This is a genomic window from Brevibacterium yomogidense (genome assembly GCF_016107685.1).
Taxonomy (GTDB): domain Bacteria; phylum Actinomycetota; class Actinomycetes; order Actinomycetales; family Brevibacteriaceae; genus Brevibacterium; species Brevibacterium yomogidense.
In genome coordinates this window covers 18,375-42,736 of sequence record NZ_JABASY010000008.1, presented here as the reverse complement: position 1 = coordinate 42,736, position 24,362 = coordinate 18,375, and the positions used below count along the sequence as shown (strand labels likewise).

Here is a 24,362-nt window from a genome sequence, read left to right as displayed (position 1 = left end):
CATCCTGCGAAATGTGAACACCGCGATCATCCACACCGTCTCCGGACCGCACCCGTCGAGCCACCGCGTCAGCGCTCCCGGCTGGACATCGGCCGCTCACGTGTCCGAAGCGACTGGCCTCCTCGCGCAGACCCCCGCAGCGACCACCGGCACCTGGTCGGAGTGGGCGAGTGCCCACCCGGTCACCGTCGACGCGAGCGGCCTCACCCTCCTTCCGCCCAACACCCCCGCTCCCGCGGGGCATGCACGGCTCACAGTCCGCTCCGGACCGGAATCAGGTTTCGCGATCGCCCTGCCGCAGGGGGAATGGACTCTGGGCCGCGGGACCGGGGTCGACGTGGTTCTCGCGGACCCGTACCTCTCCCGGCAGCCCCTCGCACTGTCGAACGGACCGGCCGGGATCCGCATCGGCGGCGAACCGCTCGGCCCGGTAGGTCACGCACAGCGCACACACGGGTCCCAGCCGGACGACAGTGCCCGCCGCGTCATCGGTTCGACCACCGTGGACCTGACAGCCGCCGCCGGTGCGGGGTCCGCGACCGAGGCCGCCCCGCCCCACGCGGTAGGGGACGCGGAGCCCCTCGTGTGGCCCGAACCGGAACCCGTTGCCCCTGTGCGGACGCCCTCGTGGATCGTCTACGCCGCCCCGATCGTCATCGGGATCGCCCTCGCACTGATCGTCGGCACGTGGTGGTTCCTGCTCCTCAGCCTGGCGGGGCCCGCGACGGCGACCCTCACACTGCGCACGGAACGACGGCGCTTCCTCCGCGAATCCGCTCGGTCGAAGCGGGCACATCGCCGCGAGATCGTGCAGACCCTCGACGCGCTCACTGCACAGCTGTCCGCATATGTCCGCGGGCTCGACGTCGCCGCGTACAGTGCGCTGGAGCCTGTTCCTCCCCACCGGTCCGACATGCTCGTCCTGGGGACCGGGAGCTGCCTCAGCACCGTCGCCGTCCGCCTGCCGCGAGACCGTCACGCCCGGGTGCGGGCCCGCCGTCGGCTTCCGCCGCACCACATCGACGGGGACTCCGCGTTCCTCATCGCCGAAGACGCGCCCCTGCTCATCGATCGTCGCCTGCCGATACGGGTGTCCGGGCCCGAGGCGCGGGTCCGGTCCGTCGTGCGCGCGCTCGTCGCGGCACACCTGGCTGCCGGGAGCGGTTGCCGCGCCGACGGCGGTTTCCCCGAGTTCTCAGAGCTGGACGACCCCGTCTCCGCATGCGTCGTCTCAGGAGGTCCGCCGCAGCGCTCCGCGGGGATCGCCGACGCTCCGGTGTGCTTCACCGTCCGCGGACCGCAGGCCGTCGAAGACGCCGTCGTCGAGGTCGCCTGCGGTGGACCGGACCGCCCCGACGGTCTCCAGGTCCCCGATCCCCAGACGGTCGGCGAAGCGATCGGTCGACGGGAGGGATCGTTCCCCCGAACAGCAGTCCGTGGACTCGGTGCAGCGCTGAACGGGCAGGCCCGGATCCACGCAGTGAGCACGGCGACGTTCCTGCGCCTGCTTGCCACGATCGGACCGCGTACGGGTACAGGCGCGGCCGTCCTCCCTTCTGCATCGGAGATCCGCACCACGCCGGTGGTTGATGTCCTCCGCCAGTGGGACGTCGCAGGGCGTCGCGGGTCGAGCCCACTCACTGTGCCTATCGGTCGCGCGGTGGCGCGCCCCGACCCACCGGACGGCAGACGGGATCGGGCTCTCACGTCTCCGACGACCCGCCACCGGACGGACCGGCTCCAAGACCCCCTCTTCCTGCTCGATGTCCGTCGCTCCGGCCCTCACGCGCTCGTCGCCGGCACCACGGGCAGCGGGAAGTCCGTCCTCCTCGAGACGTGGCTGGAGGCGCTGTGCCGCACTCACTCCCCCGAAGAGCTCCGGCTCGTCCTCCTCGACTTCAAGGGCGGCGCCAGCCTGTCCCGCTTCCTCACCCACCCGCACACCGACAGCGTCGTCACGGACCTGGACGAGGCCGCCGCGCTGCGCGCCGTTCGCAGCATCACCGCAGAGATCACACGCAGAGAGCGCCACCTCGCGGAGGCCGGTTGCCGTGACCTCGACCAACTGATCGCGCGATCGCACGACGATCCGCTCGTCGCAGCGCTGCCCCGCCTGCTCGTCGTCATCGACGAGTTCCATGTCCTCACCTCCCTCAGCCCCCACATCGTCACGGAGTTCGAGCACCTCACTGCGGTGGGCAGGTCGTTGGGAGTCCACATCGTGCTCGCGACCCAGCGTCCGTCCGGTGTCGTCTCCGCGAGGATGCGTGCGAACATCTCCCTCCGGATCTGCCTGCGGGTCCGGGACGAGGCGGACTCGCACGAGGTGCTGGGGATCCCCGACGCGGCATGGATCGATGCGCGTGTCCCCGGCACCGCTCTCGTGTCCGACGACGCGGGTGTCCACGCGCTTCGCTCCGCAGTGGCCGACAATCCCCAGGAGACGCAGACTCCTCGGCCGCAGATCACGATCACCTCCCTCCTCGATACGACGGAAGTCGTCATCCCCCTGCCCGACGGACCACCGCCAGCCGGAACGACAGCCGCCGGACCACCCGGACCACGGCACGAGGTCATCGCCCCGCCTCTGCCCCCACACCTCACCGTGGACGCCACCCTGCTCGGAGGAGACGGGACAGCGGCCCGGCCCGAGGAGGCGTGTGGCGACTTCACGGTCGTCGGTCTCGTCGACCTGCCGGATGAGAACCGCATCGCCTCAGTGCGCCTGGATCCCGGATCCGGGTCCGTGACCGTCTCCGGCGGACGGGGTCGCGGTTGGTCGACGGCGGTCGACACGCTGGCCCTCGCGTTCCAGGCAGCGGGTCTGCCAGTCGTGCATCTGGGTCCTCACGGCGCCCTCCCGTTCGTCGACCCGCAAGGCATCCTCCGGATGGGCCACTCGCAGGCGTGGATGGTCGACCACCTCATCGGCACGTGTGAGACGACGCGAGAGCCTGTCGTGTGGGCCATCGACGACTGGGACGCGTTCGTCAACGCCCACCAGACCTCGCCACGGGTCGACCGACTCGAGCGACTGCTCACCGGCGGATCCGGGATGCGTTTCATCGTGTCCGGACACCGGCGACTGCTGGCACAGCGCCTTGCCCAGACTGCGACCACCCGGATCGTGTTCCCACCGGCCACGGACACAGATGCGGTCTTCTACGGACTGACGGCTAGCCGGTTCAGCGGTGAGTGGCCTCCGGGGCGCGCAGTGATCCTCGGGGTGGAGTCCCTCACCGATGGCCGGGAGGGCGCGGACCTGCAGATCGTTCAGCACGCTCAGAGGATGGACGACGGAGAGGACAAGCGCCCACACCCCCTCTGGACCGATTTCACGGGTCCCGACCGTTCCACGTCCGGGCCAACACCGCCTGGCGGCACCCTTTCTCCGCCAACCAGCCCCGTGCTGCCGCCCGTTAGCCCCGTAGACGGCATCCGAGTCGGTGTCGATCCCGCCGGGAGATCCGTCACTTGGAGCCCACTCGACGACGGCATCATCCTGTCCGTGCTGGTCGACAGCTCGACGCCCGCGCGTGACCCAGGACCGCCCGCCAGCCTTCTGCGGTTCGCAGAGAGCCTGCGCTCACGCGGGGTCACCGTCGTCCTCGACTCCACCGATCCGGCGCAGAGGGCATCGGCAGACGCCGCTGCTGTGGCAGGAGAGCCGGTCTGCCTGGTCTCCGGTGATCTTGTGCCGGCCTCTACAGGGGCGACGTCCGCAGCACTGAGCGCGTCTCGTCCCGGCCTGCCCCCGCCCTCAGCCGTCGGTGTCGGCGCGCGCGGCCCGGTCCTCCTCTTCGGCGAATGGCCGGAACCTGCTCTGCGCACCGCAGGATTCCGCGGGTGTCCGCCGATCCCGCGCGGTGCCCGCGCGTCTTGGTGGGTCACCGGCGACACCGCGACCCCGATCCGGGTCTGACGCCCCGCGACCCGAACTCCCAGCCTTTTCGGATGGGAATCCGTTGACCGCCCTGCCTTCCACTGCAAAGGTTAAAGAACAAGGAGGCTTGTCACACTTCGTGCAGGCTCCCCTGGACCTCCACACGGAAGGATCGGATCGATGACCGACAGCCACAGCACCCAGAGGTCCTCCACGGGACGACCGACTCCCCCGGAACAGATTCCGGAGTCAGACCCGTCGACAGCGCTCCCCGACCAGCACCCCGTCCCCGTCTCCCCCACACCCGCACATCCCACCCCCGCACGGTCGGCTCCCCCGCAGCCCACTCCTGCACCTCCCACCCCGGCGCACCCGGGCCACATGCAGCCCGCCGCGGTGCGGCCGATCCCCGCACAGCCCACACCGGCGTCACAGGGCGCGGTGCTCGGCAGTGACACGCCCCCGACGTACGGGAAGCACAGTGCGCACGACCCGTCGGACTCGACTGCCGACACGAAGGACGTCGCGACGGAAGAAGGCCGGCGCCTCAAGGAGGAGACCGGCCAGGCGGCGGAGAGCGTGAAGGCGACGGCACAGCAGGAGGCGGGGAGGGTCGCCGACGAGGCGAAGGACCAGGCGTCCTCACTCTGGGACCGGGTCCAGAGCGATGTAAGCGACCAAGCCGGTACGCAGCAGGACAGAGCCGCCCAGGCCGTGCGCTCCGTCTCGAACGATCTCGCGGGGATCTCGCGCGGGGAGGCACCTGAAGGAGCGCTCACGCGCGGAGCGCTCTCCTTCGCCGATGAGAAGATCTCTGCGATCGCCGACCGGCTGGAGAACGCCCGACCGCGCGACCTCGTCGAGGACGTCCGCCGCTTCGCCTCCCGGAAGCCGCTGGTGTTCCTGGGCATTGCAGCGGGTGCGGGTCTGCTCATCGGTCGTCTCACTCGCGGGCTGACCGACAGCGACGGGACGTCCGGCTCTGCAGGTCGTCGCAGCGCGGCAGGTCGTCTCGAGCCCACCGGCCATTCCGAATCCGTCCACCGTCCCGATCCTGCCTACGGCCCCGAATCCGCCCGCGGTTCCCGCTCCGGCGTCTCCGGAGACGCCCCCTCCCCGGGGGATGAGGGGGCCGACCGATGAGTCACGACCCCACCCGCCGCAGTCCGGGCGGGGCGTCTCCACGGTCTGCCGCTTCCGAAGCGCAGGCTGAGGTGCGCGCCGAGCACCAGTCGCTGGGCGACCTGTTCTCGTCACTGAGTCAGAACACGTCCACACTCATCCAGCAGGAGATCGCGCTCGCGAAAGCGGAGGCCACACAGACCGCCAGACGAGCCGGCACCGGGGCCGGACTGCTCACCGGCGCGGGCCTCGCCGCGGTCTTCGTGCTGCTTTTCCTGTCGACCGCCCTGTGGGTGGCGCTCGGTTCGCTGATCGGTGACGGGTGGTCGGGCCTCGTGGTGGCCGCACTGTGGGCCGTCATCGCAGCCGTTCTGGCAGTCGTCGGTCGGAAGCGGCTGAAGGAAGCCACGGGGCTGCCCGAGACCCTGGACACGGCCAAGGAGATCCCACCCACTGTGAACCCTCTGAAGGAAACGCCATGACGCATCCGCATGACCCCCACCACCCGTACCCCACCGATCCCACACTGCAGCCGAGCCCCGGCTATCAGCCCCCGGACAATCCGGAGAAGTCGCCCAAGGAGATCCGCACGGAGATCGAGAGGACGCGCCGGAACCTGGGCTACGACGTCGACGCGATGGCGGAGAAGGTCTCCCCCGCACGCGCCGCCGAACGGCAGAGGAGAAGGATCTCCGACACCGTGAGCTCGTGGAAGGACACCGTCATGGGTTCAGCCGAGGACGCCGGATCCGACCTCCAGTCGCGAGGTCACCATGCAGCGGAGAACGTCCACGGCATGGCCGACTCCGTGAGCGACGCGGCACGCAGCGGTGCCGAATCGGTCCGCGCGGCCGCTGAGCAGTTCCCGGAGCAGGTCACGCAGCGCACGCGGGGCAACCCCCTCGCCGTCGGTGTGATCGCGCTGGGAGCCGGCTGGCTCATCGGGAGCCTCATCCCCTCCTCGAGGCAGGAGCAGCAACTTGCGACGCAGGCGAAGGAGGTGGCGCAGCCCTACCTCGACGAGGCACAGCAGGTGGCGAAGGACATGGGCCAGAACCTTCGTGAACCCGCGCAGGAGGCCGTGCAGAGTGTGCGGGAGCAGGCCCAGTCCGGCGCGGAGAACGTGAGGTCCGAAGCGCAGGAGGAGTCCGGTCACCTGAAGTCGGAGGCACAGACATCAGGTGAGGCTGTGCAGCAGGCCCGCCGCTGACTCCCCGTCAGACGGACACCGGACCCGACGGCAATGCGGCCCGGTCCGCCGGGCACCTGACCGACCCGTCCGCTCAGCGACCGGCCTCCGGGGGACGTACTCTCCGCGGAGGCCGGTTGCGTGAGTCCGGCGATCGTCAGTCGCGGACCAGTGTCGTGTAGGCGGTGAGCACCCGCGCTGTCCCGGCTGCCAGGAGTTCATCGACCAGCGCGGACTCCGTCTGCATCGCGTCCGTGACCTCGACGACGACGGGCGTGTCGACCGACAGCCGTGCGATGAGCGACCGCAGGTCCTCGAGGTTCCCGTCGATGCTGCCGACCGTGAGCTCGGTGGCGTCCTCCCCGCCCGTCGCCGCGAAGACGTCGTCACCGCCCACGGGCGCACCGCCGACCGCGAGGCCGCCCTGCGCGGGCGTCTCTGCTTCCTCATCGTGCCGCTGTGCATAGGACACGGCGAACGCCGTCACGGGTCGCTTGTTGAGGTCCGGCGCTTGCGCACCGGCATCCGCACCGACCGGCCGCCACAGTGCGGCGCCGTGCGCACCTGCCGCTTCGGACAGGAAGCGCGAGTTCACCTGCCCGATGCTCATCGGAGCGGCCGGATCCAGAGCATTCACCCGCTCGTACCATCCGGCGAACGCCTGCGTGAGCGCGACCGAACCGGTATCGATGACCTGGAGGTCCTCCGTCCGGTCGAGCCCGGCCCCGCCCAGGGCTGCTGCCTCGATCCTCACGATCCTCGTCGTGAACAGGTCCGTGAAGCCGTGGGCGCGCGCGAACGGCCCACCGACCGAATCGTCTGCGACGATGCGGGTCCGCAGACCCAGCCCTTCCAGTGGTGTCCCCGCGGCCTCGGCGACGGCGGCCTCCAGCAGAGCGGAACCGACACCGGTACGACGCTCACCCGGGGCCACCTCGACGTGCACCCACGCACGGGTCGGGTGGGCGGGCGACGCGGCGACCGCGGCGGCACCCACGACCACGGAGTCCACGACGGCGACGACCGTGCGGGTGAGCGGGGACTCCCCCGGCTCACGCAGCAGGGCGCGCGCTGCCAGCTGGGCGGGACTCTGCGGGTCGGGCAGCACCTGGGCGAGCGCACGGTCGTCGCCCTCCCTCCACGGGCGGATGGCGACGGATCGGGACGAGGCGGGCGTGCTGGGCGACATGGGGGCTCCTGCGCGGACGGGGCCGTGCACCGGCGGTGCGTCGGACCGGGGACGTGTGCGGATCTGCCCCGATCCTATCGGCGCGGTTCGCCGCTGATGACCGTGTCCGCTCGGGGCGGTACTGTTCGGGAATATGAGTGCACATGACTCCGACACAGCGACGCTGGCCGCACAGCAGGCCGCGCAGGTCCTCAACGACGCGGCGGGCATCGACCGCCACGACATCGCCCTCGTCCTGGGCTCCGGCTGGGGCGGCGCGGCCGACCTGCTGGGCGAGACGATCGCGGACACCGCCGCCGCTGACGTGCCGGGCTTCCACGCTCCGTCGGTGCCCGGCCATGGCGGACGCCTGCGGACGATCCGCCTGCAGAGCGGCGCCCACGCGCTGGTGCTGGGCGCCCGTCGCCACTTCTACGAGGGCCGCGACGCGCAGGCGACCGCCCACGGTGTGCGCACAGCGGCGGCGGCCGGCTGCTCGACGCTGGTGCTGACGAACGGATGCGGCGGGCTGAACCCCGTCTACAGCGCAGGCTCCGTCGTACTCATCGAGGACCACATCAACTTCACCGGCGCCACCCCTCTCACGGGTGCGAACTTCGTCGACCTCACCGACCTCTACTCGACCCGTCTGCGCGGCCTCGCACGTGAAGTGGACCCGGACCTGCCGGAAGGCGTCTACGTCCAGTTCACGGGCCCCCAGTACGAGACACCTGCGGAAGTGCGGATGGCGAAGATCCTGGGCGGCGACCTGGTGGGCATGTCGACGGCGCTCGAAGCGATCGCGGCCCGCGCGGCGGGTCTGGAGCTCATGGGGCTCTCCCTCGTGACGAACCTCGCCGCCGGCATCCAGGAGACCCCGCTCAGCCACGAAGAGGTCATCGAGGCCGGACAGGAAGCCGGTCCGCGGATCTCCCGCCTGCTCGCCCAGATCGTCACCCGAATCGCAGAGGACTGACATGGCTCGTGTCGCAAGCGCCTTCGTCGCGGGATTCGACGCGGACATCGTCCGCGCCTGGATCGCCGACGACCCCGATCCCGTCACTCGCGCCGAACTGAGCGAACTGCTGGAGACGGCCACTGCGGAACCAGGGGCGGCGGCCGCGGAGGCGTCTGCAGACCTGACCGACCGGTTCACAGGGCTGCTGGAGTTCGGCACGGCCGGCCTGCGCGGTGAGATCTCCGGCGGCCCGCACCGCATGAATCGGGCGGTCGTCATCCGGGCTGCCGCCGGGCTGTCCGCGTTCCTGGCCGAGCACACGGCCGGCGGCGATCCGTTCACCGTGGTCATCGGCTGCGACGCCCGCTACGGATCCGCCGATTTCGCGCGTGACACGGCCGCCGTCGTCACCGCCGCGGGGGGCCGCGCCCTCCTGCTGCCCGCAAGGCTGCCCACCCCGGTCCTCGCGTTCGCCGTCCAGCACTTGTCCGCGGACGCCGGCGTCATGGTCACCGCGTCCCACAACCCTCCCCGCGACAACGGGTACAAGGTCTACCTGGGACACCGTCCTCTCACCGCGCTCGACGGTGCGGAGGTCGCCGCGCAGGGTGCCGGTGCGCAGATCGTGCCGCCCGCGGACGCCCTCATCGCCGAACGGATCGCCGCAGTCGACTCCGTGGCGGGTGTCCCACGTGCCGAATCCGGCTGGGAATCGCTGGGGTCCGAGGTCGTCGCCGCCTACCTCGAGTCGCTCACCCGTCTGGGTGCCCAGGCCGACCCGCGCGGCCCGCTGCGCATCGTCACGACCGCGCTCCACGGTGTGGGGGCGACGACGCTGGCCCGAGCACTGGCCGCAGCCGGTTTCGCCGATGTCCGACCCGTCGAATCGCAGCGGGACCCGGACCCGGACTTCCCGACGGTCGCATTCCCCAACCCGGAGGAGGCCGGCGCGCTCGATGAGGCGGTCGCCCTCGCCGACGATGTGCGCGCCGATCTCATCCTCGCGAACGACCCGGACGCGGACCGCCTCTCCGCCGCCGTGCCCGCCCCCGACGGGTCGGGCTGGTACCAGCTGTCCGGCGACGAGGTCGGCCTGCTGCTGGGAGAGGCCGTCGCCACAGGGATCCGAGGATCCGAGGCCGGGGCAGACGAGGCGTCACCGGACGACGCTCTCACCGCGGCCGGGGTCGACTCCTCGGACGGGTCCTCCACGGCGGTGGCGGAGCCTGTGTTCGCGAGCTCGGTAGTGTCCTCGCGTGCGCTGGGAGCGCTCGCGGCCCGTCACGGGATCGCGCACGTGCCGACCCTCACCGGCTTCAAGTGGATCTCCCGCGTCCCGGGGATCGTGTACGGCTACGAGGAGGCGCTGGGCTACTGCGTCGACCCGGTCACGGTGCGTGACAAGGACGGGATCAGTGCGGCCGTGCTGTTCGCCGCGTTCGCCTCGCGCCTGCGGGCTGACGGTCGCTCACTGCCCGACGAACTGGCGCGCATCCGCGCGACGGACGGTGTCTTCCGCACTTCTCCGCTCACGTTCCGACTCGAGGACACGTCACTCATCGCCCAGGCGATGGCCGCGCTGCGCGCAGCTCCCCCTACCGATCTGGGTGGCTCCCCCGTCACGGAGGTCGTCGACATGACGGTGGGATACGGCGACCTCGCGCCCACGGACGGCGTCGTCCTGCTCACGCAGGCGGGTGACCGCGTCATCGTGCGGCCGTCGGGGACGGAACCCAAGCTCAAGTGCTACCTGGAGGCCGTCGAAGCGGTGGCATCCGCGGGGTCCGTGGACTCCACGGGCACTGTGACGTCCGTGAGCACGCAAGGAGCGGGTGGGCCCGCACAGGGGGCAGACGGAACTGAGCAGGGAGCGGGTGGAGGTGAGGACCCGCAGGAGGAGGCGGTCTCGCCGCAGTCACTCGTGGGACCCGCGTGGGATGCCGCCGGTGCCCGACTCACCGGGATCTCGGCGGACCTCCGCACGTTCTTCCGCCTCTGACCCCAGCGGTGCCCCTCTGACCCAGCGGTGGCGGGTCGTCTCTCACCCGTGGCGGGCCATGACCCAGATCGTGACACCCCAGAAGATGTTGATGACGATCGTCTGCACCGCCAGGTACGCGACGAGCACCGTCTCCGACCGGAACGCCAGGACCGCGACGAGGAACGCCACCATGCTTCCCGACGCGACGACGTATGCGACGAGCGCGGACGCTTTCGTGAGGATCGCGCGGTCACGCTCGTCACTGGGTTCGAAGGCGCTGGCCCGCCACACGTCCGACGCACCCCTCCCCCGTCGTGCGAACAGCGCGATGGCGTACTGCGCGACCGCCGCGACGAAGAACACCAGTCCCGTGACCCACGAGTCGTAGACCCAGAACAGCACGCCGGCCACGAGGAACAGCAGCGTGAAGACGGCGTTCATGGGAGAGACGCGGAAGCCGCGCAGCCCTCCCCCACGACCCTGCGACGACTCATGCATCGACATCGAAGACCTCCTCCACCGTCGACCCGAAGAAGCGGGCCAGGTGCACCGCGAGCTTGAGCGACGGGTCGTAGCGCCCTGTCTCCAAGGCGTTGATCGTCTGCCGGGAGACCCCCACCTCGACGGCGAGCGCCTGCTGCGACAGGCCGCTCTCCGTCCGCAGTTCACGGATCCGACTCTCCATGTGTCAAATGTACTTGACACACAGCAGGAACGTAAAGCACGCTTGACACGTAAAGCGCACTTGACACCGCAGTGCGATGATCCATCCCGAAACGAGGACACCACCGTGGACACCCTCTTCACCTTCGCAGAATCCTTCCCGACCGCCCTCCAGTGGCTCGCCGTCATGCTCATCGGGGCGATCCCCTTCGTCGAGAGCTACGGCGGGGCCGTCCTGGGCGTACTCACCGGCGTGCCCGCACCCGTCGCGATCCTCGCCGCGATCATCGGGAACGTCGCCGCCATGGCGCTCACCGTGTGGATCGCAGGAGCCGTCCGGGAGAAGGCGGTGGCGAAGCGCCGGGCACGCGCATCGGTCCCGTCCGACGCCACGATTCGGGTCGACGCCGCGGGTGAGCCGGGCGACGCCGACCAGGCTGCGCCCAGCAAGGGCAAGCAGCGGCTCCGCAGGATGTTCGACCGCTACGGTGTGCCCGGCGTGAGCATCCTCGGCCAGTCGGTGCTCCCCAGCCACATCACCGCCCCGACCCTCGTGGGCTTCGGCGCCTCACGGGGCTCGGTCATCGTCTGGCAGACGGTCGGGATCATCGCGTGGGGCGTGCTCTTCGGCGTGCTCGCCTCAGCCGGCATCACCCTCGCGATGCGGTGAGGTCCGCTCCCGGCGCATGGCGCTGCGCTCCGGTCATCCGGCGAGCAGCGCCAGGCGGCTCAGCGTGCGGGTCGCGTCGCGCGGCGGCTCCTCCGCCTCGAGGAGGCGCGACGGCTCTGCGGCCGCTTGCACCGTAAGGGTCGTGTCCCGGTCGCAGAGGACGTCGATGAGGAGTGCGAATCGCAGCAGCGCATCCCGCCTCGTCGTCGCGAGGTCGGGCACCTCCACCACACTCACCTCGTCGAACCGGTCGGCGAGCCACAGGTACTGGTGCGTGCCGACCGCGGCCTCGCACAGGTCCGCGAACGAGAAGACGCAGCGGGCCCCCTCGACGCGCAGAGCACGGACCGGGATCCCCGCCACCCGGAACTTCTCACCGAGGGTCGCGTCGGTGCGGGTCGCCGCACCCGGGCGGCTGTTCGTCGTCGGATCGTTCCCTGGCTGCCGGTCGACCGTGCCGCTCGTCGGAGCCTCAACGATCCACCGGCCGGCGGCGAAACCGTTCGTCGCCCCATCCCCGGCCCGGGCCTGTGCACCCATGCGATGGTCCGGCCCGTCACCGATCCCCACCACTGTCAGGTGCTGCTCGATGAGCGCGATCGCGGGCTCCATCCGGTGGTGGAACAGCGGGTCCGGCAGCAGCCCCCGCGGCGGATAGTTCGAGGTGGCCACGAGCAGGATCCGCCGCGCGATGACGAACTCGAGCACTGCCGTGAGGAACACCGCGTCGGCCACGTCGTGCACGTGGAACTCGTCGAACACCAGCACCTGCGTGTCTCCGAGCACCCGCGACAGCACGTCTGCGAGTGGTGCCCGCTGCCCCGCGATCTGCCGGTGGAGCTCCCGCAGGAACGCGTGGATGTGCACCCGTTTCACCCGCCGGTCCGCGTGGGTCTCCGCGTACAGGTCTGCGAGCATCGTCTTGCCGCGGCCCACATCGCCCCACAGGTAGAACCCGTGCGGGACCGGCGCGACGAGCGTCTCGAGTGCCGCCTGCTGCCCGTCGTCCAGCAGCTTCCCCGACTGCCGCACTGCTTCCTCGAGAGCCTCCTGGAGAGGTTGCCGGGCGCCACTGCCCGGCCGCACGTCGGTTCGGGAGTGACTCACGTCGTCCACGTGGTCGGTCTCAGTGCTCACGAGGGTCCTCCTCACGCCGCGCGGCACCGAGCAGGTCCCGCACCTGCCCGACCACGACCTCGGGCTCCGTGAGCGGGACGAGATGGGAGGAGGCGGTCGCCTCGACCAGCTCGACCCGCAGGTTGTCGCGCGCGGTCGTCCGGTGTGCGGCGATGAGCGCGTCCCTCGTCGCGCCCTCACGCGGGCCGGGGCGCACCCCGGACACCAGTCGGACCGGCACGTGCTGCGGCTGCCACCCGGCCTCCCGCAGGTCCCGCACGTCGCTGAGGAAACCGGACAGCTCCGCCGCCGAGGCCGCTGCCGCCTCCGCCGTCGCCCCCGCCTGGGCTGCGGCGTCCCGCACAGCGGTGGGGAGCCCCTCGCCCATCCTGTGCAACAGGGGCCGCAGCAGCCCGAACCGGGCCATGCCGACCAGGAGGAAGCGGTTGAGGCGCATCGTCACGGCCGTCGACCGGTGGAAGTACAGGTCCGCGTTCTCGTCGGTCGGGTCGACCAGGACGACACCCGTCACCCCGCGATCGTCGCGAGAGGCGTCATCTCCGCGCTCGCCGCTCCCGGCGCTCCCGGAGCGCGCCGCGGCATGCGCGTCGTCCAGGAGGATCTGCGCGGCACGTCGGACGATCGGACCGCCCCAGCTGTGGCCCACGAGGACGAGTCTGCGATGGGGGAACGCCCGCACCACGTCCACGAGGTCGGCGAGCCCACCCCAAGTACCGCCCGCACCCGAAGCACTGCTCGCTTCCGAAACACCGCTCGCACCCGCGGCGGGGCCTGCCACCATGGTCCTCAGCCAGCGGCCGTCCCGTGTCGGGACGAAGCGGTCGTCCCCCAGCAGGCCGACGCCCGGACAGACGAAGGGCCTCCGCACGCGGCGGTCAACTCCCGAGCTGGTCGAGGATCGTCTTCGACCCGGACAGCCCCAGCCGTGAGGCACCGGCCTCGAGCATCTGCTGGGCCGCCTCGAGTGTGCGGATGCCGCCCGAGGCCTTGACCCCCAGGCGGTCGCCCACTGTCTCCCGCATGAGGGAGACGGCGTGTGCGCTCGCACCGCCCGTGGGGTGGAACCCCGTGGACGTCTTCACGTAGTGGGCGCCGGCGGCTTCGGCCCTGCGGCACGCCTCGACGATCTCGTCATCCGTGAGCGCCGCGGTTTCGAGGATGACCTTGACGATCGCAGCACCCTTCGTCGCCGCTTCCGGTCCGTCCGCCACCGGCAGACCCGCGTCCCGGGCCGCGGCGGCGACCGCGCCGACGACTCCCCGGATGTCCGCTTCGACGACGTCCCATGCGCCGTCCTTGATGAGGCCGATGTTCACGACCATGTCGACCTCCCGGGCGCCGTCCGCGACGGCGCGGGAGGCCTCGGCGGCCTTCACGTCGCTCTTCACGGCACCCGAGGGGAACCCGCACACCGTCGCGACGACCAGGTCACCGGTGTCCGCGAGCGGCAGAGCGGACGGGGACACGCACACGGCGAGCACCCCCAGTCCCCGGGCGTCGGCCACGAGACCCGCGAAATCAGCGGTGGAGGATTCCGGCTTGAGCAGGGTGTGGTCGATGCGTGCGGCGAGTTCCGCTGCGGTGCTTGCGTGGGTCATGGGTCCTCCTCAGGGGACAGCACAGGGTCGTGGGTCTCAACACTAGTCACATTCGGTCATGGCAGTGGCCCGGCGGATCCCGCCGGGCCACTGCGTCTCAGATCTGATCAGTCCGCTCTGGGGCGGCGGATCCGTCCGTCGCGTCAGCTCACACAGCCCGCTGCGCCACGGATCGGTCCGCTGTCAGCTCACACGGTCGATGATGACGGATGTGCGGCCCTGCGCCGCGTTCCCGTCGATGGCCGTGGACCCGTCGAGCATGTCCGCTGCGCGTTCGAAGCGTTCGGGTTCGTCCGTGTGGAGGATGAAGAGCGGCTCGCCCTCCTCGATCGCCTCCCCCACCGTCTTGTTGAGCTCGATACCGGCGGTCGCCATGACGGGCGCGCCCTTGCGGGCCCGACCCGCGCCCAGCCGCCACGAGGCGTAGCCGACGCGCAGCGCGTCCATCTCCGTGATGACGCCGGACTTCGTCGCCCGCACGTACTTCTTCTCCTTCGCCACCGGCAGCGGTGCGTCTGGGTTGCCGCCCTGTGCGCGGATCAGCTTCTTCCACATGTCCATGGCGCGCCCGTCCTTGAGTGCGACGGCCACGTCCACGTCGCCCTTGCCGGAACGGGACACCATCTCCTGTGCCAGTGCGACAGTGAGTTCGACGACGTCGCGAGGACCGCCGCCGGCCAGCACCTCGACCGCCTCCCGCACTTCGAGCGCGTTGCCGACGGTCCGGCCCAGGGGCGCGGACATGTCCGTGATGAGCGCGGAGGTCGTCACTCCGGCCGCATTCCCGATCTCCACCATCGTCTTGGCGAGCTTCTGCGCGTCCGGGATCCGCTTCATGAACGCGCCCGAACCCACCTTGACGTCGAGCACGAGGGTGCCGGTGCCCTCTGCGATCTTCTTCGACATGATCGAGGAGGCGATGAGCGGGAGCGCATCCACGGTGCCCGTGACGTCGCGCAGTGCGTAGAGCTTCTTATCCGCTGGCGCGAGCCCGCTGCCGGCGGCACAGATGACCGCACCCACGTCCTCGAGCTGACTCAGCAGCTGGTCGTTCGTGAGGTCGGCACGCCAACCGGGGATCGCTTCGAGCTTGTCGAGCGTGCCGCCGGTGTGGCCCAGCCCCCGGCCGGACAGCTGCGGCACCGCGACCCCGAACACGGCGACCAGTGGGACCAGCGGGAGCGTGATCTTGTCGCCCACCCCGCCCGTCGAGTGCTTGTCCGCCGTCGGCTTCGTGAGGGAGCTGAAGTCCATGCGCTCCCCGGAGTGCAGCATCGCACGCGTCCACCGGCGGATCTCCGCTGTGTCCATGCCCTGCAGGTAGATCGCCATCGCCAGTGCGGCCATCTGCTCGTCGCCCACGGTTCCGCGGGTGTACGCGTCAATCACCCAGTCGATCTGCTCGGGTGACAGCGTGCCGCCGTCGCGCTTGGTCCTGATGACGTCCACTGCATCGAAACGCTCGCCCATGTTCATCCTTCCGTAGAAGCTGTGCTGGTCACCCTATGCCGTCTTCGGACATCCCACCAGAATTCGGGGGAGTCGTTGTGAAGGTGTCACCGCAGGTGGTCGTGCGGCTGTCGACGTGGCCCGTCGTATGCCTGTCATCGCAGGTGGTCGGGGCCGAATGCCTCGGGCAGCACGGCGGTCATCGGCTGGATGCCGCCGGGCATGTCGAGGAGCAGGTCGGGTCCGCCGAATTCGTAGAGCAGCTGCCGGCACCGGCCGCACGGCACGAGCTTCTCGCCCTCCCCGTCGACGCATGCGAACGCGAGCAGCCGGCCGCCGCCCGTGCGGGCGAGGGAGGACACGAGTCCGCACTCAGCGCACAGTCCGAGCCCGTAGGACGCGTTCTCCACGTTGCAGCCCGTCACGGTCCGCCCGTCGTCCACGAGGGCCGCCGCTCCCACGGGGTAGCGCGAATACGGCACGTACGCGCGGGCCATCGCCTCGCGCGCCAGGTGCCGCAGGTCGTCCCAGGTCACCGCGTGGCCGGGCACTGCGGGATCCGCTGCCGAGGTGCCGGTCACCTCCGCCGGCCGCTCAGCGGCCGCGGGGTCGCCGTCCGTCGACCGGCCGGACGCCGCGTCACTGCTTGGCATAGGCCTTGCCGTTCGCTGCGGGTGCGCGTACCTTCCCGACGAAGCCCGCGACCGCGAAGATCGTCACGATGTAGGGCAGCATGAGCAGCAGGTCGCTGGGCACCGGGGTGCCCATCGTCGACAGCGTGTTTCCGAGGTTCCGGGCGAAGCCGAACAGCAGCGCCGCGAAGACCGCCCCGATCGGGTTCCACTTGCCGAGGATCATGGCCGCCAGCGCGATGAAGCCCTGTCCCGCCGACATCTCCTTGCCGAACGCCAGGCCGGATCCGACCGTGAAGAACGCGCCGCCCAGCCCGGCGATGCCGCCGGCGATGAGCGTGTTGATGACGCGGTTGCGGTTGACGGGGATCCCGACGGTGTCCGCCGCCTTGGGATGCTCGCCGATCGCGCGGGTCCGCAGGCCCCACTTCGAGTGGAACAGCGCGATGTACAGCACCGCGACGACGACGTACATGAGGTAGACGAGGATCGACTGCCGGAACAGGACGGGCCCCAGGACCGGGATGTCCCCCAGCAGCGGGATCGGGATGACAGGGAGCTGCTGGCGTGCGTTCCACATCTCCGGGTTCTGCGTGAGGACCGTGGAGAACAGGAAGTTCGTGAGTCCCACGACCAGCACGTTGAGGACGACGCCGATGATGATCTGGTCGACCCAGTACCGGATCGCGAAGAACGTGAGGACGACGGCGACCAGCGCACCGGCGAACGGCGCGGCGACGAGCCCGGCGTACGGGTTCTTCACGGCGGAGGCGACGACAGCGGCGAGGAACGCGCCGGCGAGCAGCTGTCCTTCGATCGCGATGTTGATGATGCCCGACCGCTCACCGACGAGTCCGCACATCGCACCGAAGATGAGCGGTACGGACAGGGCGAGGGCACCCGCGAGCAGCGGCGTGATCGGGATGCGCCCGGTGTCCGCGCCCGCCCATGTGAGGAACGCGGACAGGAAGAGGACGCCGAAGACGACGGGGAACCAGATGCCGATCTTCTCCCGCTTCGCCGCCAGCCACGTGGCGATCGCGGCCATCGCGACGAGCACGATCCCGATCGCGATCGCGGTGGGCATCGAGGAGACGGTGACCGGCGGAATGCCGAACAGGTCGGTTCCCGCAGCGAAGGAGAAGGTCGTGCTCTTGCCCGCCGCTCCCCCGAACAGGCCGAAGAGCAGCAGCGTCACGAGCGCGAGAGCGCTGTAGACGATCGGGAACTTCCAGTCGACCGGCGTCCGCAGTGCGGCACCGTTCGCGGGGGTCTGGCGTGGTGTGGTCTCAGTCGAGGCGCTCATCGGGCTCCCTTCCCAACCGGTGCGGGCAGTCTGAAGATCGCGCGGACCAGGGGCGGTGCCGCGATGAGGAGGACGATGACGGACTGCACGACGAGGATGATGTCGATGGGCGTGCCCGTCTGAGCCTGCATCGTGTAGCCGCCCGCCTTGAACGCGCCGAACAGGAGGCCCGCGAGGAATGTGCCGAGCGGGCGGGACCGGCCCAGCAGCGCGACGGTGATCGCGTCGAAGCCCAGGGACCCTCCGATCCCCATCGTGAGCCGCTGCTCCGTGCCCAGCACCTGCGACGCGCCCGCCAGTCCCGCCAGGGCACCGGCGATCATCATGACGACGAGAGTGACCCGTCCCACGGAGATGCCGGCGGTGCGTGCCGCGTGCGGGTTCTCCCCCACTGCGCGGAACTCGAAGCCCAGCGTCGACCTCTCCAGCAGCCACCACACGAACACGGTGGCGGCGATGGCGATGAGGAACCCCGCATTGAGGCGGAACGGGTCGGGCAGCAGCGGGAACAGCGACGCGGCCGCATCGACGTCGCGCGACTGCGGGTTCGCGGACCCCGTCTGCCGGAACCACTGCTGTTTGAGCAGGTAGGCGATGAGGTAGCCGGCGATCGAGTTGAGCATGATCGTGACGATCACCTCGTTCGCACCCGTGCGCGCCTTGAGCGCACCGGCGATCCCACCCCAGATCGCGCCGCCCACGATGCCCGCGACGACGGCGACCAGCATGTGGAGACCCAGAGGCAGGGTGAACCAGTAGCCGAAGAAACCGGCGAAGATCGCGCCGAGGATGACCTGCCCCTGACCACCGATGTTGAAGAGGCCGGAACGGAAGCCCAGCGCGATCCCCAGTCCCGCGAGGATCAGCGGGGTCGACGCGACGAGCGATTCCGTGACAGGCCGCACCGCGCGCACGAACGTCTGCGCCTGCCAGTCGAACACCGCACCGCGGAACAGTGCGAGGTACGCCTCACTCACAGTCCGCCAGACGGCCATGAAGAAGTCGGCGGGGCGGGAGAAGAAGTAGCCCAGCGTTCCCTGCACCCCGGAGTCCGAGGCCGCGATGAGGACCGCCCCCACCAGGAGGCCCACGACGATGGACAGCACGGAGACCAGCCAGGATCCGGCGAGGATCTCCCGCAGCACGGTGGGCTTGGGGGCCTCGGCCGCGGGGATGTCGCCCTGGGCGACGGGAACCGTCTGCCCGGTCGCAGTCTTCTCTGTCATGCCGGGTCCTCCTCAGCTGCTGAGATCTCTGTGGCTGCGGAGCCGTCTTCCACGCGTGCCAGGGCTTCGTCCTCGGGCACGCCCGCCATCATGAGGCCCAGCACGTCGCGGGGAGTGTGCGCGGGAACCACGCCGACGACCCGCCCGCGGTACATCACGGCGATCCTGTCCGCGAGGTTGAGCACCTCGTCGAGTTCCGTCGACACGATGACGCACGGGGTGCCCGAATCCCGTTCGGCGATGATCCGCTTGTGGACGAATTCGATCGACCCCACGTCCAGGCCGCGGGTGGGCTGGCTGGCGACGAGCATCCGCAGCGGCCTGCCCAATTCGCGCGACAGCACCACTTTCTGCTGGTTCCCGCCTGACAGCGTGGAGATCGGGTCGTCGATCGAGGAGAGGCGGATGTCGAACTCGCCGACTTTCTTCTCACCCTCGACGCGCACGACGGCCGGCTGCATCGACATCCCCTTGGCGTACGGAGCCTGATCGTAGAGGTCGAGGATCATGTTCTCGCTGATCGTGAACGACCCGATGACGCCGTCGGTCGACCGGTCCTCCGGGACGAAGCCGATCCCGCGGCCCAAGCGCTCCTTGACGGACAGCCCGGCCAGATCCTGGCCGTCGAGCGTGATCGACCCGGCGCGCGGTTCGACGAGGCCGATGATCGCCTCCGCGAGTTCCGACTGGCCGTTGCCGTCCACGCCCGCGATCGCGAGGATCTCTCCGCGGCGCACGTCGAGGCTCACGTCGTCGACGACGACCTGCTCCGACTTGTCGACGACCGTGAGGCCGCGGACGCTGAACGTCGCCTCCCCCGGGTCCGCGTCGTCCTTCTCCGTCGTGAGGTGGACGTCGCGGCCGACCATGAGGCCGGCGAGCTCAGATTCGCTGGACTCCGGCGAGGCCTCGCCGACGACCTTGCCGCGGCGGATGACGGTGATGCCGTCAGCGATGGCACGGACCTCGCGCAGCTTGTGGGTGATGAAGACGATGGAGGTGCCGCCGGCCTTGAGCTGGCGCATGATCTCGATGAGCTCGTCCGTCTCCTGAGGGGTGAGCACCGCGGTGGGCTCGTCGAGGATGAGGATCTGGGCGTCGCGGGACAGCGCCTTGATGATCTCCACCCGCTGCTGCGCACCCACCGGCAGGTCCTCGATGACCGCATCCGGGTTGATGTTGAAGCCGAAGCGGGAGGAGATGTCCGCGACCTTCTTCCGCGCCTGCGCGAGGTCGAGGAGCGATCCGGCCTTCGTCGGCTCGTAGCCCAGCGCGACCGATTCCGCGACGGTGAAGACGGGGACGAGCATGAAGTGCTGGTGGACCATGCCGATGCCGGCGGCCACCGCGTCGCCCGGACCGCTGAACGTCACAGGACGATCATCGATGAGGATCTCGCCCTCTTCCGGCGCGTAGAGGCCGTAGAGGGTATTCATGAGCGTCGACTTGCCCGCACCGTTCTCCCCCAGGAGTGCGTGGATCTCTCCGGGTTCGACGACGAGGTCGATCGCATCATTGGCGGTGAAGGTGCCGAAGCGCTTGGTGATCCCTCTGAGTTCGAGTTTCACGTGCGGGTTCTCCTCCGTGCGGATGGGACGGCGGCCGGTGACGGGTGGGCCGGGCGCCGTGTCAGCGGACGCTGACGGGTCCCGGCGGATGCCGCCCTGCCGCGGACACAGCCTAATCGAAGACTGGCACGGAGGACGGCTCGCCGCCGGGACCCGTCAGAGGTCCTTCAGGGGATCAGGGTGAGCTGGGGCTCTCGACCGTCAGTTCACCGGAGATGATCTGGTCGCGCAGCTCCTGGATCTTCTCATCCAGCTCGTCCGGGACGTCACCCTCGAAGTCGTGGTACGGAGCCAGGCCCACGCCTTCGTTCTCGAGCGTGCCGACGTACGGCTCTGCGGAGAAGTTCCCGTCGACGTCCTCGGCGATCGTGTCCTTGACCGCGTTGGAGATCTCCTTCATCACCGAGGTGAGGATGATGTCGCCGTAGTCGGTCGACTCGTAGCCGTCGGAGTCGACCCAGATGATCTTGGTCCCGTCCACACCCTGCGCGGCCGATGCTGCACCGAGGCCCACGGGGCCCGCGACCGGCATGATGATGTCCGCGTCCTGGGAGATGAACTGCTCCGTGAGCGCCTGGCCCTGGCTCTGGTTGTCGAAGTCGCCGGAGAATGAGCCCTCCTGCGCGTCCTTGTCCCAGCCCAGCAGCTTGACCTCGTCGCCGTCATTGTCCTCGTTGTACTGGTCGACGCCATCAGCGAAGCCGTCCATGAAGATCGTGACCGACGGGATCTGGATGCCGCCGAACGTGGCGACCGTGCCCGACTCCGTCATGCCTGCGGCGAGGTAGCCCGCGAGGAAGGACGCCTCTGCGGTGTTGAAGATGATCGGCTTGCCGTTCTCCAGATCCGCGGGGTTGCCGTCCGCATCGGAGAACGCGGAGTCGATGAGCCCGAAGTGCATGTCGGAGTTGGCCTCTGCCGCGTCGTGGATCGAGTCCTCGAGGAGGAAGCCCACACCCAGCGTGATGTTGCAGCTCTGGGCGACCATGTTGTCCACGTTCGGTGCGAAGTCGGAGTCGCTCTGCGATTCCGCGCGCGCCTCCTCGATGCCCAGTTCCTCGACGGCCTCCTCGAGACCTTCGGCAGCGGACTGGTTGAAGGACTTGTCGTCCCAGCCTCCCGCGTCCGACACGATGCACGCCTTGTAATCAGCGCCGTCGCCGCCCTCTCCACCACCAGCGCCCGAATCCTCCGGTGCCTCTCCACATGCGCTGAGCGCCAGGACGCCCGCTGCCACCAGCGCCGTCGCTGACGCGAAATGCTTACGCTTCACTTGCTGTCTCACTCTCCAGGAGTCCGAGGACGACTCCTCCGATCGCCCGCGCGCGTGCGCGGCCGTAGGTGGTGTCGTCATGCCGATGACCCATCTTCACAGGTTCAGACTGAATTCACCGAATCTACTCACCGGGATGTTCAATCGAAATACAATCGTTGTGAACTACAATGATTCTCATGCTTCCTGAACATCTCAGGTCTCAGCTCTTCCCGGAGCAGGAGACCCAGCACACAGAGTCCCCCCGTCCGACGATCATGGACCTGATCCACGCGAATCAGGTGCAGACGATGGTCTCCCGGACTGCCGCTGCGCAGTTCGCTCATACACACGGGCTCAACCTCATCGACTTCAACGTCGTGCAGTCCGTCATCTCTCTCGGCCAGGACGACGCGACGGCTACGCCCGGGTACATCGCCCGCCAGCTGTCCCTGTCCGCATCGACCCTCACCTCGATCCTCGAGCGCCTGGTGCGCGCCGGCTACCTGATCCGCGAACGCGACTCCGCCGATCGCCGCCGCATCTCGATTTACCACACGGATCGGTCTGCGAAGCTCATGGCGGATTTCTACCGTCACCTCGCGACGCAGTACGAGGCAGCCTTCGAGAACACGGACGACACGCAGGTGCAGTCGCACATCGGGTTCATCTCCGATCTGACGAACGCCAACAGCCGGGTCGTCACCGAGTTCGAGAAGTCCGGTGAGAACCTCCGCAGCGCCACTCAGGGCCGTGCGGCACTCTCGGACCAGCCGCAGGCCGCCGGTGGTGCGGCGTCACAGAGCCAGGCCGCGAGCTGACTCTCTGAGATTCAGGCGGCGAGGCGCCGGTCATCTTCCTTCCGGGAGGTGACCGGTGCCTTCGTCATGGGCCCCTCTGAAGCTGCCGGGGATTCGGGCGCGACGGTGAGGAGGACGAGGACGACTCCGATGAGCGACAGCCCCACCCAGCCGACCGGGGTGAGTCTCTCCCCCACGACCAGCACCGCGAGGAGTGCCGCGACGGCCGGCTCGCTCAGCGTGATCGTCGTCGCCGTGCTCGCACCGACCCGAGCGAGCCCGTAGCCGAACAGCAGGTAGCCGACGAACATCGGGACGAGCCCCATGTAGACGGTCGCCGCGAACGGCACCGCGCCGTCGAGCAGTGGCCGACCCGTCACCACGAGCACCGGCATGAGGAGCAGGCCGCCCAGCCCGAACACCGCACCCATGGCCGCAGCACGGGGCACCCGTTCACGCATGAGCCTGTGCGCAACAGTGGAATAGAGCGCGTACGCCGTCCCCGCCACGAGCCCCAGGCCGATTCCGCCCAGAGTGCGCGCAGCGTCGCCGGGCGCCGCGGCGGCGGTCGAGACGCAGATGAGCGCACTGCCGACGACACCCACTGCAGCAGAGGCGATCCACCACGGGCTGAGTCGCATGCCGCGGGTGAACCGTTCGAGCACTCCGGACGCCAGCGGTGCGGACGCGAGCGAGACGACCGTGCCGATCGCCACCCCGGCCAGCCGCATCGACGAGTAGAACGCGAGGGGGTAGGCGACGACGGCGACGGCCCCCAGCAGCACGAGGTTCATCCGCGCACGCAGCAGCGTGCGGGCCCTGAGGATCGAGCCGATGCCCACGACCCCCTGCAGCAGTCCGCCGACTCCCAGCGCAGCTGCACCGATCGCCAGCGGACTGGCGTCGGGGATGTACGTCGCGGCGGTGCCCGTCGTCCCCCAGAGCACAGATGTGATCGTGATCGCACCGATCGCCAGGAGGCGGGTACGGGGGTCGTTCGCGGCACTCACTGCGAGACCTCGCGGGAGTGCGGAATCTCTCGGGACTGCGGGACCTCGCGGGACTGCGGCGCGTCGTGCGGTCGTGGAGAGTCGACGGACGGCGCACCGATGAGCTGGGCTGCGAGCCGCCGGGCCCGCACGAGGCGCCGGGTCGTCCCGTCCAGCCCCGCCTTCGTCACGGCACCCTCGACCAGGAACGACAGGTGCTCCGCGAGCCCTGGGGCGAGCTCTGCTTGCACAGCGTCGTCTGCGTGCGCGACGGAATCGCCTCCCGACCGCGCGTGCTCTGCGCCTGAAACCATGTCCGCGACCGCATCCTCCAGCAGCCGCTCGACCTCGTCCTTGTGGGCTCGGACGACTGCCCGCCCAGGAGCCCCGACCGGCAGCTCCGCTGCCGCATTGAGGAGCCCGCACCCCCGGAACCCCTGCGGACTCCGCCACTCCGCATGGTCGATGTAGGCGTCGAACACGGCGAGCACGCGCTCCCGCGGCGTCCTCGTCTCCTCGAGGCGGGCCCGGTGCAGCGCGCGCCACTCCTCGTGCCGCTCCTCGAGGAAGGCGAGGACGAGGTCGTCCTTCGACGAGAAGTTGTTGTAGAGGCTCTTGCGCGCCACCCCCGCGCGCGCAGTGACGGCATCGATGCCGGTGGCGTTCACCCCACGGGCATAGAAGAGCTCCGCAGCGGCGTCGAGCAGCCTTCTGCGGGCGGGACGTGTGCGAAGGGCCATGAAGCATGTATACCAGTCTGCCTACTTTCGT

The 24,362-nt window shown here is 69.8% G+C and carries 22 protein-coding genes; 8 read left to right on the top strand and 14 right to left on the bottom strand.

Translation table 11 applies throughout. The features are described from left to right. Window positions 1–13 precede the first annotated feature (13 nt). From JFC09_RS15445 to JFC09_RS15430, 4 genes are all read left to right on the top strand, one after another. Entirely contained in the window at window positions 14–3,922 is a 3,909-nt protein-coding gene (locus JFC09_RS15445; protein WP_198394944.1) for an FtsK/SpoIIIE domain-containing protein, read from the top strand. Between the two features lie 141 nt (window positions 3,923–4,063). Next, window positions 4,064–5,026 carry a hypothetical protein gene (locus tag JFC09_RS16760; RefSeq protein WP_198394943.1) on the top strand — a complete coding sequence of 321 codons (963 nt, stop codon included), beginning with the start codon at window positions 4,064–4,066 and terminating at the stop codon, window positions 5,024–5,026. Further along, complete coding sequence (locus JFC09_RS15435; RefSeq protein ID WP_198394942.1) at window positions 5,023–5,487, top strand: phage holin family protein; 465 nt, start codon at window positions 5,023–5,025, stop codon at window positions 5,485–5,487. Before JFC09_RS16760 ends, JFC09_RS15435 begins: the two co-directional genes overlap by 4 nt. Then, window positions 5,484–6,215 (top strand): DUF3618 domain-containing protein, encoded by a 732-nt coding sequence (locus tag JFC09_RS15430; RefSeq protein WP_198394941.1) that lies wholly within the window; start codon window positions 5,484–5,486, stop codon window positions 6,213–6,215. The genes JFC09_RS15435 and JFC09_RS15430 overlap by 4 nt, the downstream gene beginning before the upstream one ends. A 136-nt stretch (window positions 6,216–6,351) precedes the next feature. On the opposite strand, the gene JFC09_RS15425 is transcribed toward JFC09_RS15430, so the two are convergent. Then, window positions 6,352–7,383: a GNAT family N-acetyltransferase gene (locus JFC09_RS15425; RefSeq protein ID WP_198394940.1), complete on the bottom strand. Its 1,032-nt coding sequence runs from the start codon at window positions 7,381–7,383 to the stop codon at window positions 6,352–6,354. A gap of 133 nt (window positions 7,384–7,516) precedes the next feature. Between JFC09_RS15425 and JFC09_RS15420 the strand changes: the two genes are divergently transcribed. Both JFC09_RS15420 and JFC09_RS15415 read left to right on the top strand, forming a co-directional pair. Continuing rightward, window positions 7,517–8,338, top strand: a complete 822-nt coding sequence (locus tag JFC09_RS15420) for a purine-nucleoside phosphorylase (protein WP_198394939.1) — start codon at window positions 7,517–7,519, stop codon at window positions 8,336–8,338. A 1-nt stretch (window position 8,339) separates the two neighbouring features. Continuing rightward, window positions 8,340–10,319 (top strand): phospho-sugar mutase, encoded by a 1,980-nt coding sequence (locus JFC09_RS15415; RefSeq protein ID WP_198394938.1) that lies wholly within the window; start codon window positions 8,340–8,342, stop codon window positions 10,317–10,319. Between the two features lie 42 nt (window positions 10,320–10,361). On the opposite strand, the gene JFC09_RS15410 is transcribed toward JFC09_RS15415, so the two are convergent. Further along, entirely contained in the window at window positions 10,362–10,805 is a 444-nt protein-coding gene (locus JFC09_RS15410; RefSeq protein WP_198394937.1) for a hypothetical protein, read from the bottom strand. Then, window positions 10,792–10,986 (bottom strand): helix-turn-helix transcriptional regulator, encoded by a 195-nt coding sequence (locus JFC09_RS15405; protein WP_198394936.1) that lies wholly within the window; start codon window positions 10,984–10,986, stop codon window positions 10,792–10,794. The genes JFC09_RS15410 and JFC09_RS15405 overlap by 14 nt, the downstream gene beginning before the upstream one ends. 105 nt (window positions 10,987–11,091) lie before the next feature. Here JFC09_RS15405 and JFC09_RS15400 point away from each other — a divergent pair, with 105 nt between their 5' ends. Then, a complete protein-coding gene (locus tag JFC09_RS15400; protein WP_198394935.1) occupies window positions 11,092–11,634 on the top strand; it encodes a hypothetical protein in 543 nt (180 codons plus the stop codon). A gap of 33 nt (window positions 11,635–11,667) precedes the next feature. Here JFC09_RS15400 and zapE read toward each other — a convergent pair whose 3' ends face one another. The 9 genes from zapE to JFC09_RS15355 form a co-directional block, all read right to left on the bottom strand. Further along, window positions 11,668–12,771: a cell division protein ZapE gene (zapE, locus tag JFC09_RS16755; protein WP_198394934.1), complete on the bottom strand. Its 1,104-nt coding sequence runs from the start codon at window positions 12,769–12,771 to the stop codon at window positions 11,668–11,670. After that, window positions 12,761–13,639, bottom strand: coding sequence for an alpha/beta fold hydrolase (locus tag JFC09_RS16975; RefSeq protein ID WP_198394933.1), 879 nt, complete (start codon window positions 13,637–13,639; stop codon window positions 12,761–12,763). Before JFC09_RS16975 ends, zapE begins: the two co-directional genes overlap by 11 nt. A gap of 7 nt (window positions 13,640–13,646) precedes the next feature. Continuing rightward, window positions 13,647–14,369, bottom strand: a complete 723-nt coding sequence (deoC, locus tag JFC09_RS15385; RefSeq protein ID WP_198394932.1) for a 2-deoxyribose-5-phosphate aldolase — start codon at window positions 14,367–14,369, stop codon at window positions 13,647–13,649. A 183-nt stretch (window positions 14,370–14,552) separates the two neighbouring features. Continuing rightward, window positions 14,553–15,839, bottom strand: coding sequence for a thymidine phosphorylase (locus JFC09_RS15380; protein ID WP_198394931.1), 1,287 nt, complete (start codon window positions 15,837–15,839; stop codon window positions 14,553–14,555). A 134-nt stretch (window positions 15,840–15,973) separates the two neighbouring features. Then, on the bottom strand, window positions 15,974–16,315 hold the full coding sequence (locus tag JFC09_RS15375; protein ID WP_232483697.1) for a cytidine deaminase: 342 nt from the start codon (window positions 16,313–16,315) through the stop codon (window positions 15,974–15,976). Window positions 16,316–16,457: 142 nt separating this feature from the next. Next, a complete protein-coding gene (locus JFC09_RS15370; RefSeq protein ID WP_198394929.1) occupies window positions 16,458–17,756 on the bottom strand; it encodes an ABC transporter permease in 1,299 nt (432 codons plus the stop codon). Then, on the bottom strand, window positions 17,753–18,982 hold the full coding sequence (locus tag JFC09_RS15365; RefSeq protein WP_198394928.1) for an ABC transporter permease: 1,230 nt from the start codon (window positions 18,980–18,982) through the stop codon (window positions 17,753–17,755). Before JFC09_RS15365 ends, JFC09_RS15370 begins: the two co-directional genes overlap by 4 nt. Then, window positions 18,979–20,550, bottom strand: a complete 1,572-nt coding sequence (locus tag JFC09_RS15360) for an ABC transporter ATP-binding protein (protein WP_198394927.1) — start codon at window positions 20,548–20,550, stop codon at window positions 18,979–18,981. Before JFC09_RS15360 ends, JFC09_RS15365 begins: the two co-directional genes overlap by 4 nt. A gap of 175 nt (window positions 20,551–20,725) precedes the next feature. After that, window positions 20,726–21,823, bottom strand: a complete 1,098-nt coding sequence (locus JFC09_RS15355) for a BMP family lipoprotein (RefSeq protein WP_332839797.1) — start codon at window positions 21,821–21,823, stop codon at window positions 20,726–20,728. 179 nt (window positions 21,824–22,002) lie between these two features. On the opposite strand from JFC09_RS15355, the gene JFC09_RS15350 reads away from it, so the two are divergent. Next, entirely contained in the window at window positions 22,003–22,623 is a 621-nt protein-coding gene (locus tag JFC09_RS15350; protein ID WP_198394925.1) for a MarR family winged helix-turn-helix transcriptional regulator, read from the top strand. Window positions 22,624–22,634: 11 nt separating this feature from the next. Here the strand turns inward: JFC09_RS15350 and JFC09_RS15345 are convergent, their stop codons facing one another. Together JFC09_RS15345 and JFC09_RS15340 are read right to left on the bottom strand one after the other, a co-directional pair. Beyond that, entirely contained in the window at window positions 22,635–23,612 is a 978-nt protein-coding gene (locus tag JFC09_RS15345; RefSeq protein ID WP_198394924.1) for a DMT family transporter, read from the bottom strand. Then, complete coding sequence (locus JFC09_RS15340) at window positions 23,609–24,331, bottom strand: TetR/AcrR family transcriptional regulator (RefSeq protein WP_198394923.1); 723 nt, start codon at window positions 24,329–24,331, stop codon at window positions 23,609–23,611. The genes JFC09_RS15345 and JFC09_RS15340 overlap by 4 nt, the downstream gene beginning before the upstream one ends. Window positions 24,332–24,362: the final 31 nt, after the last annotated feature.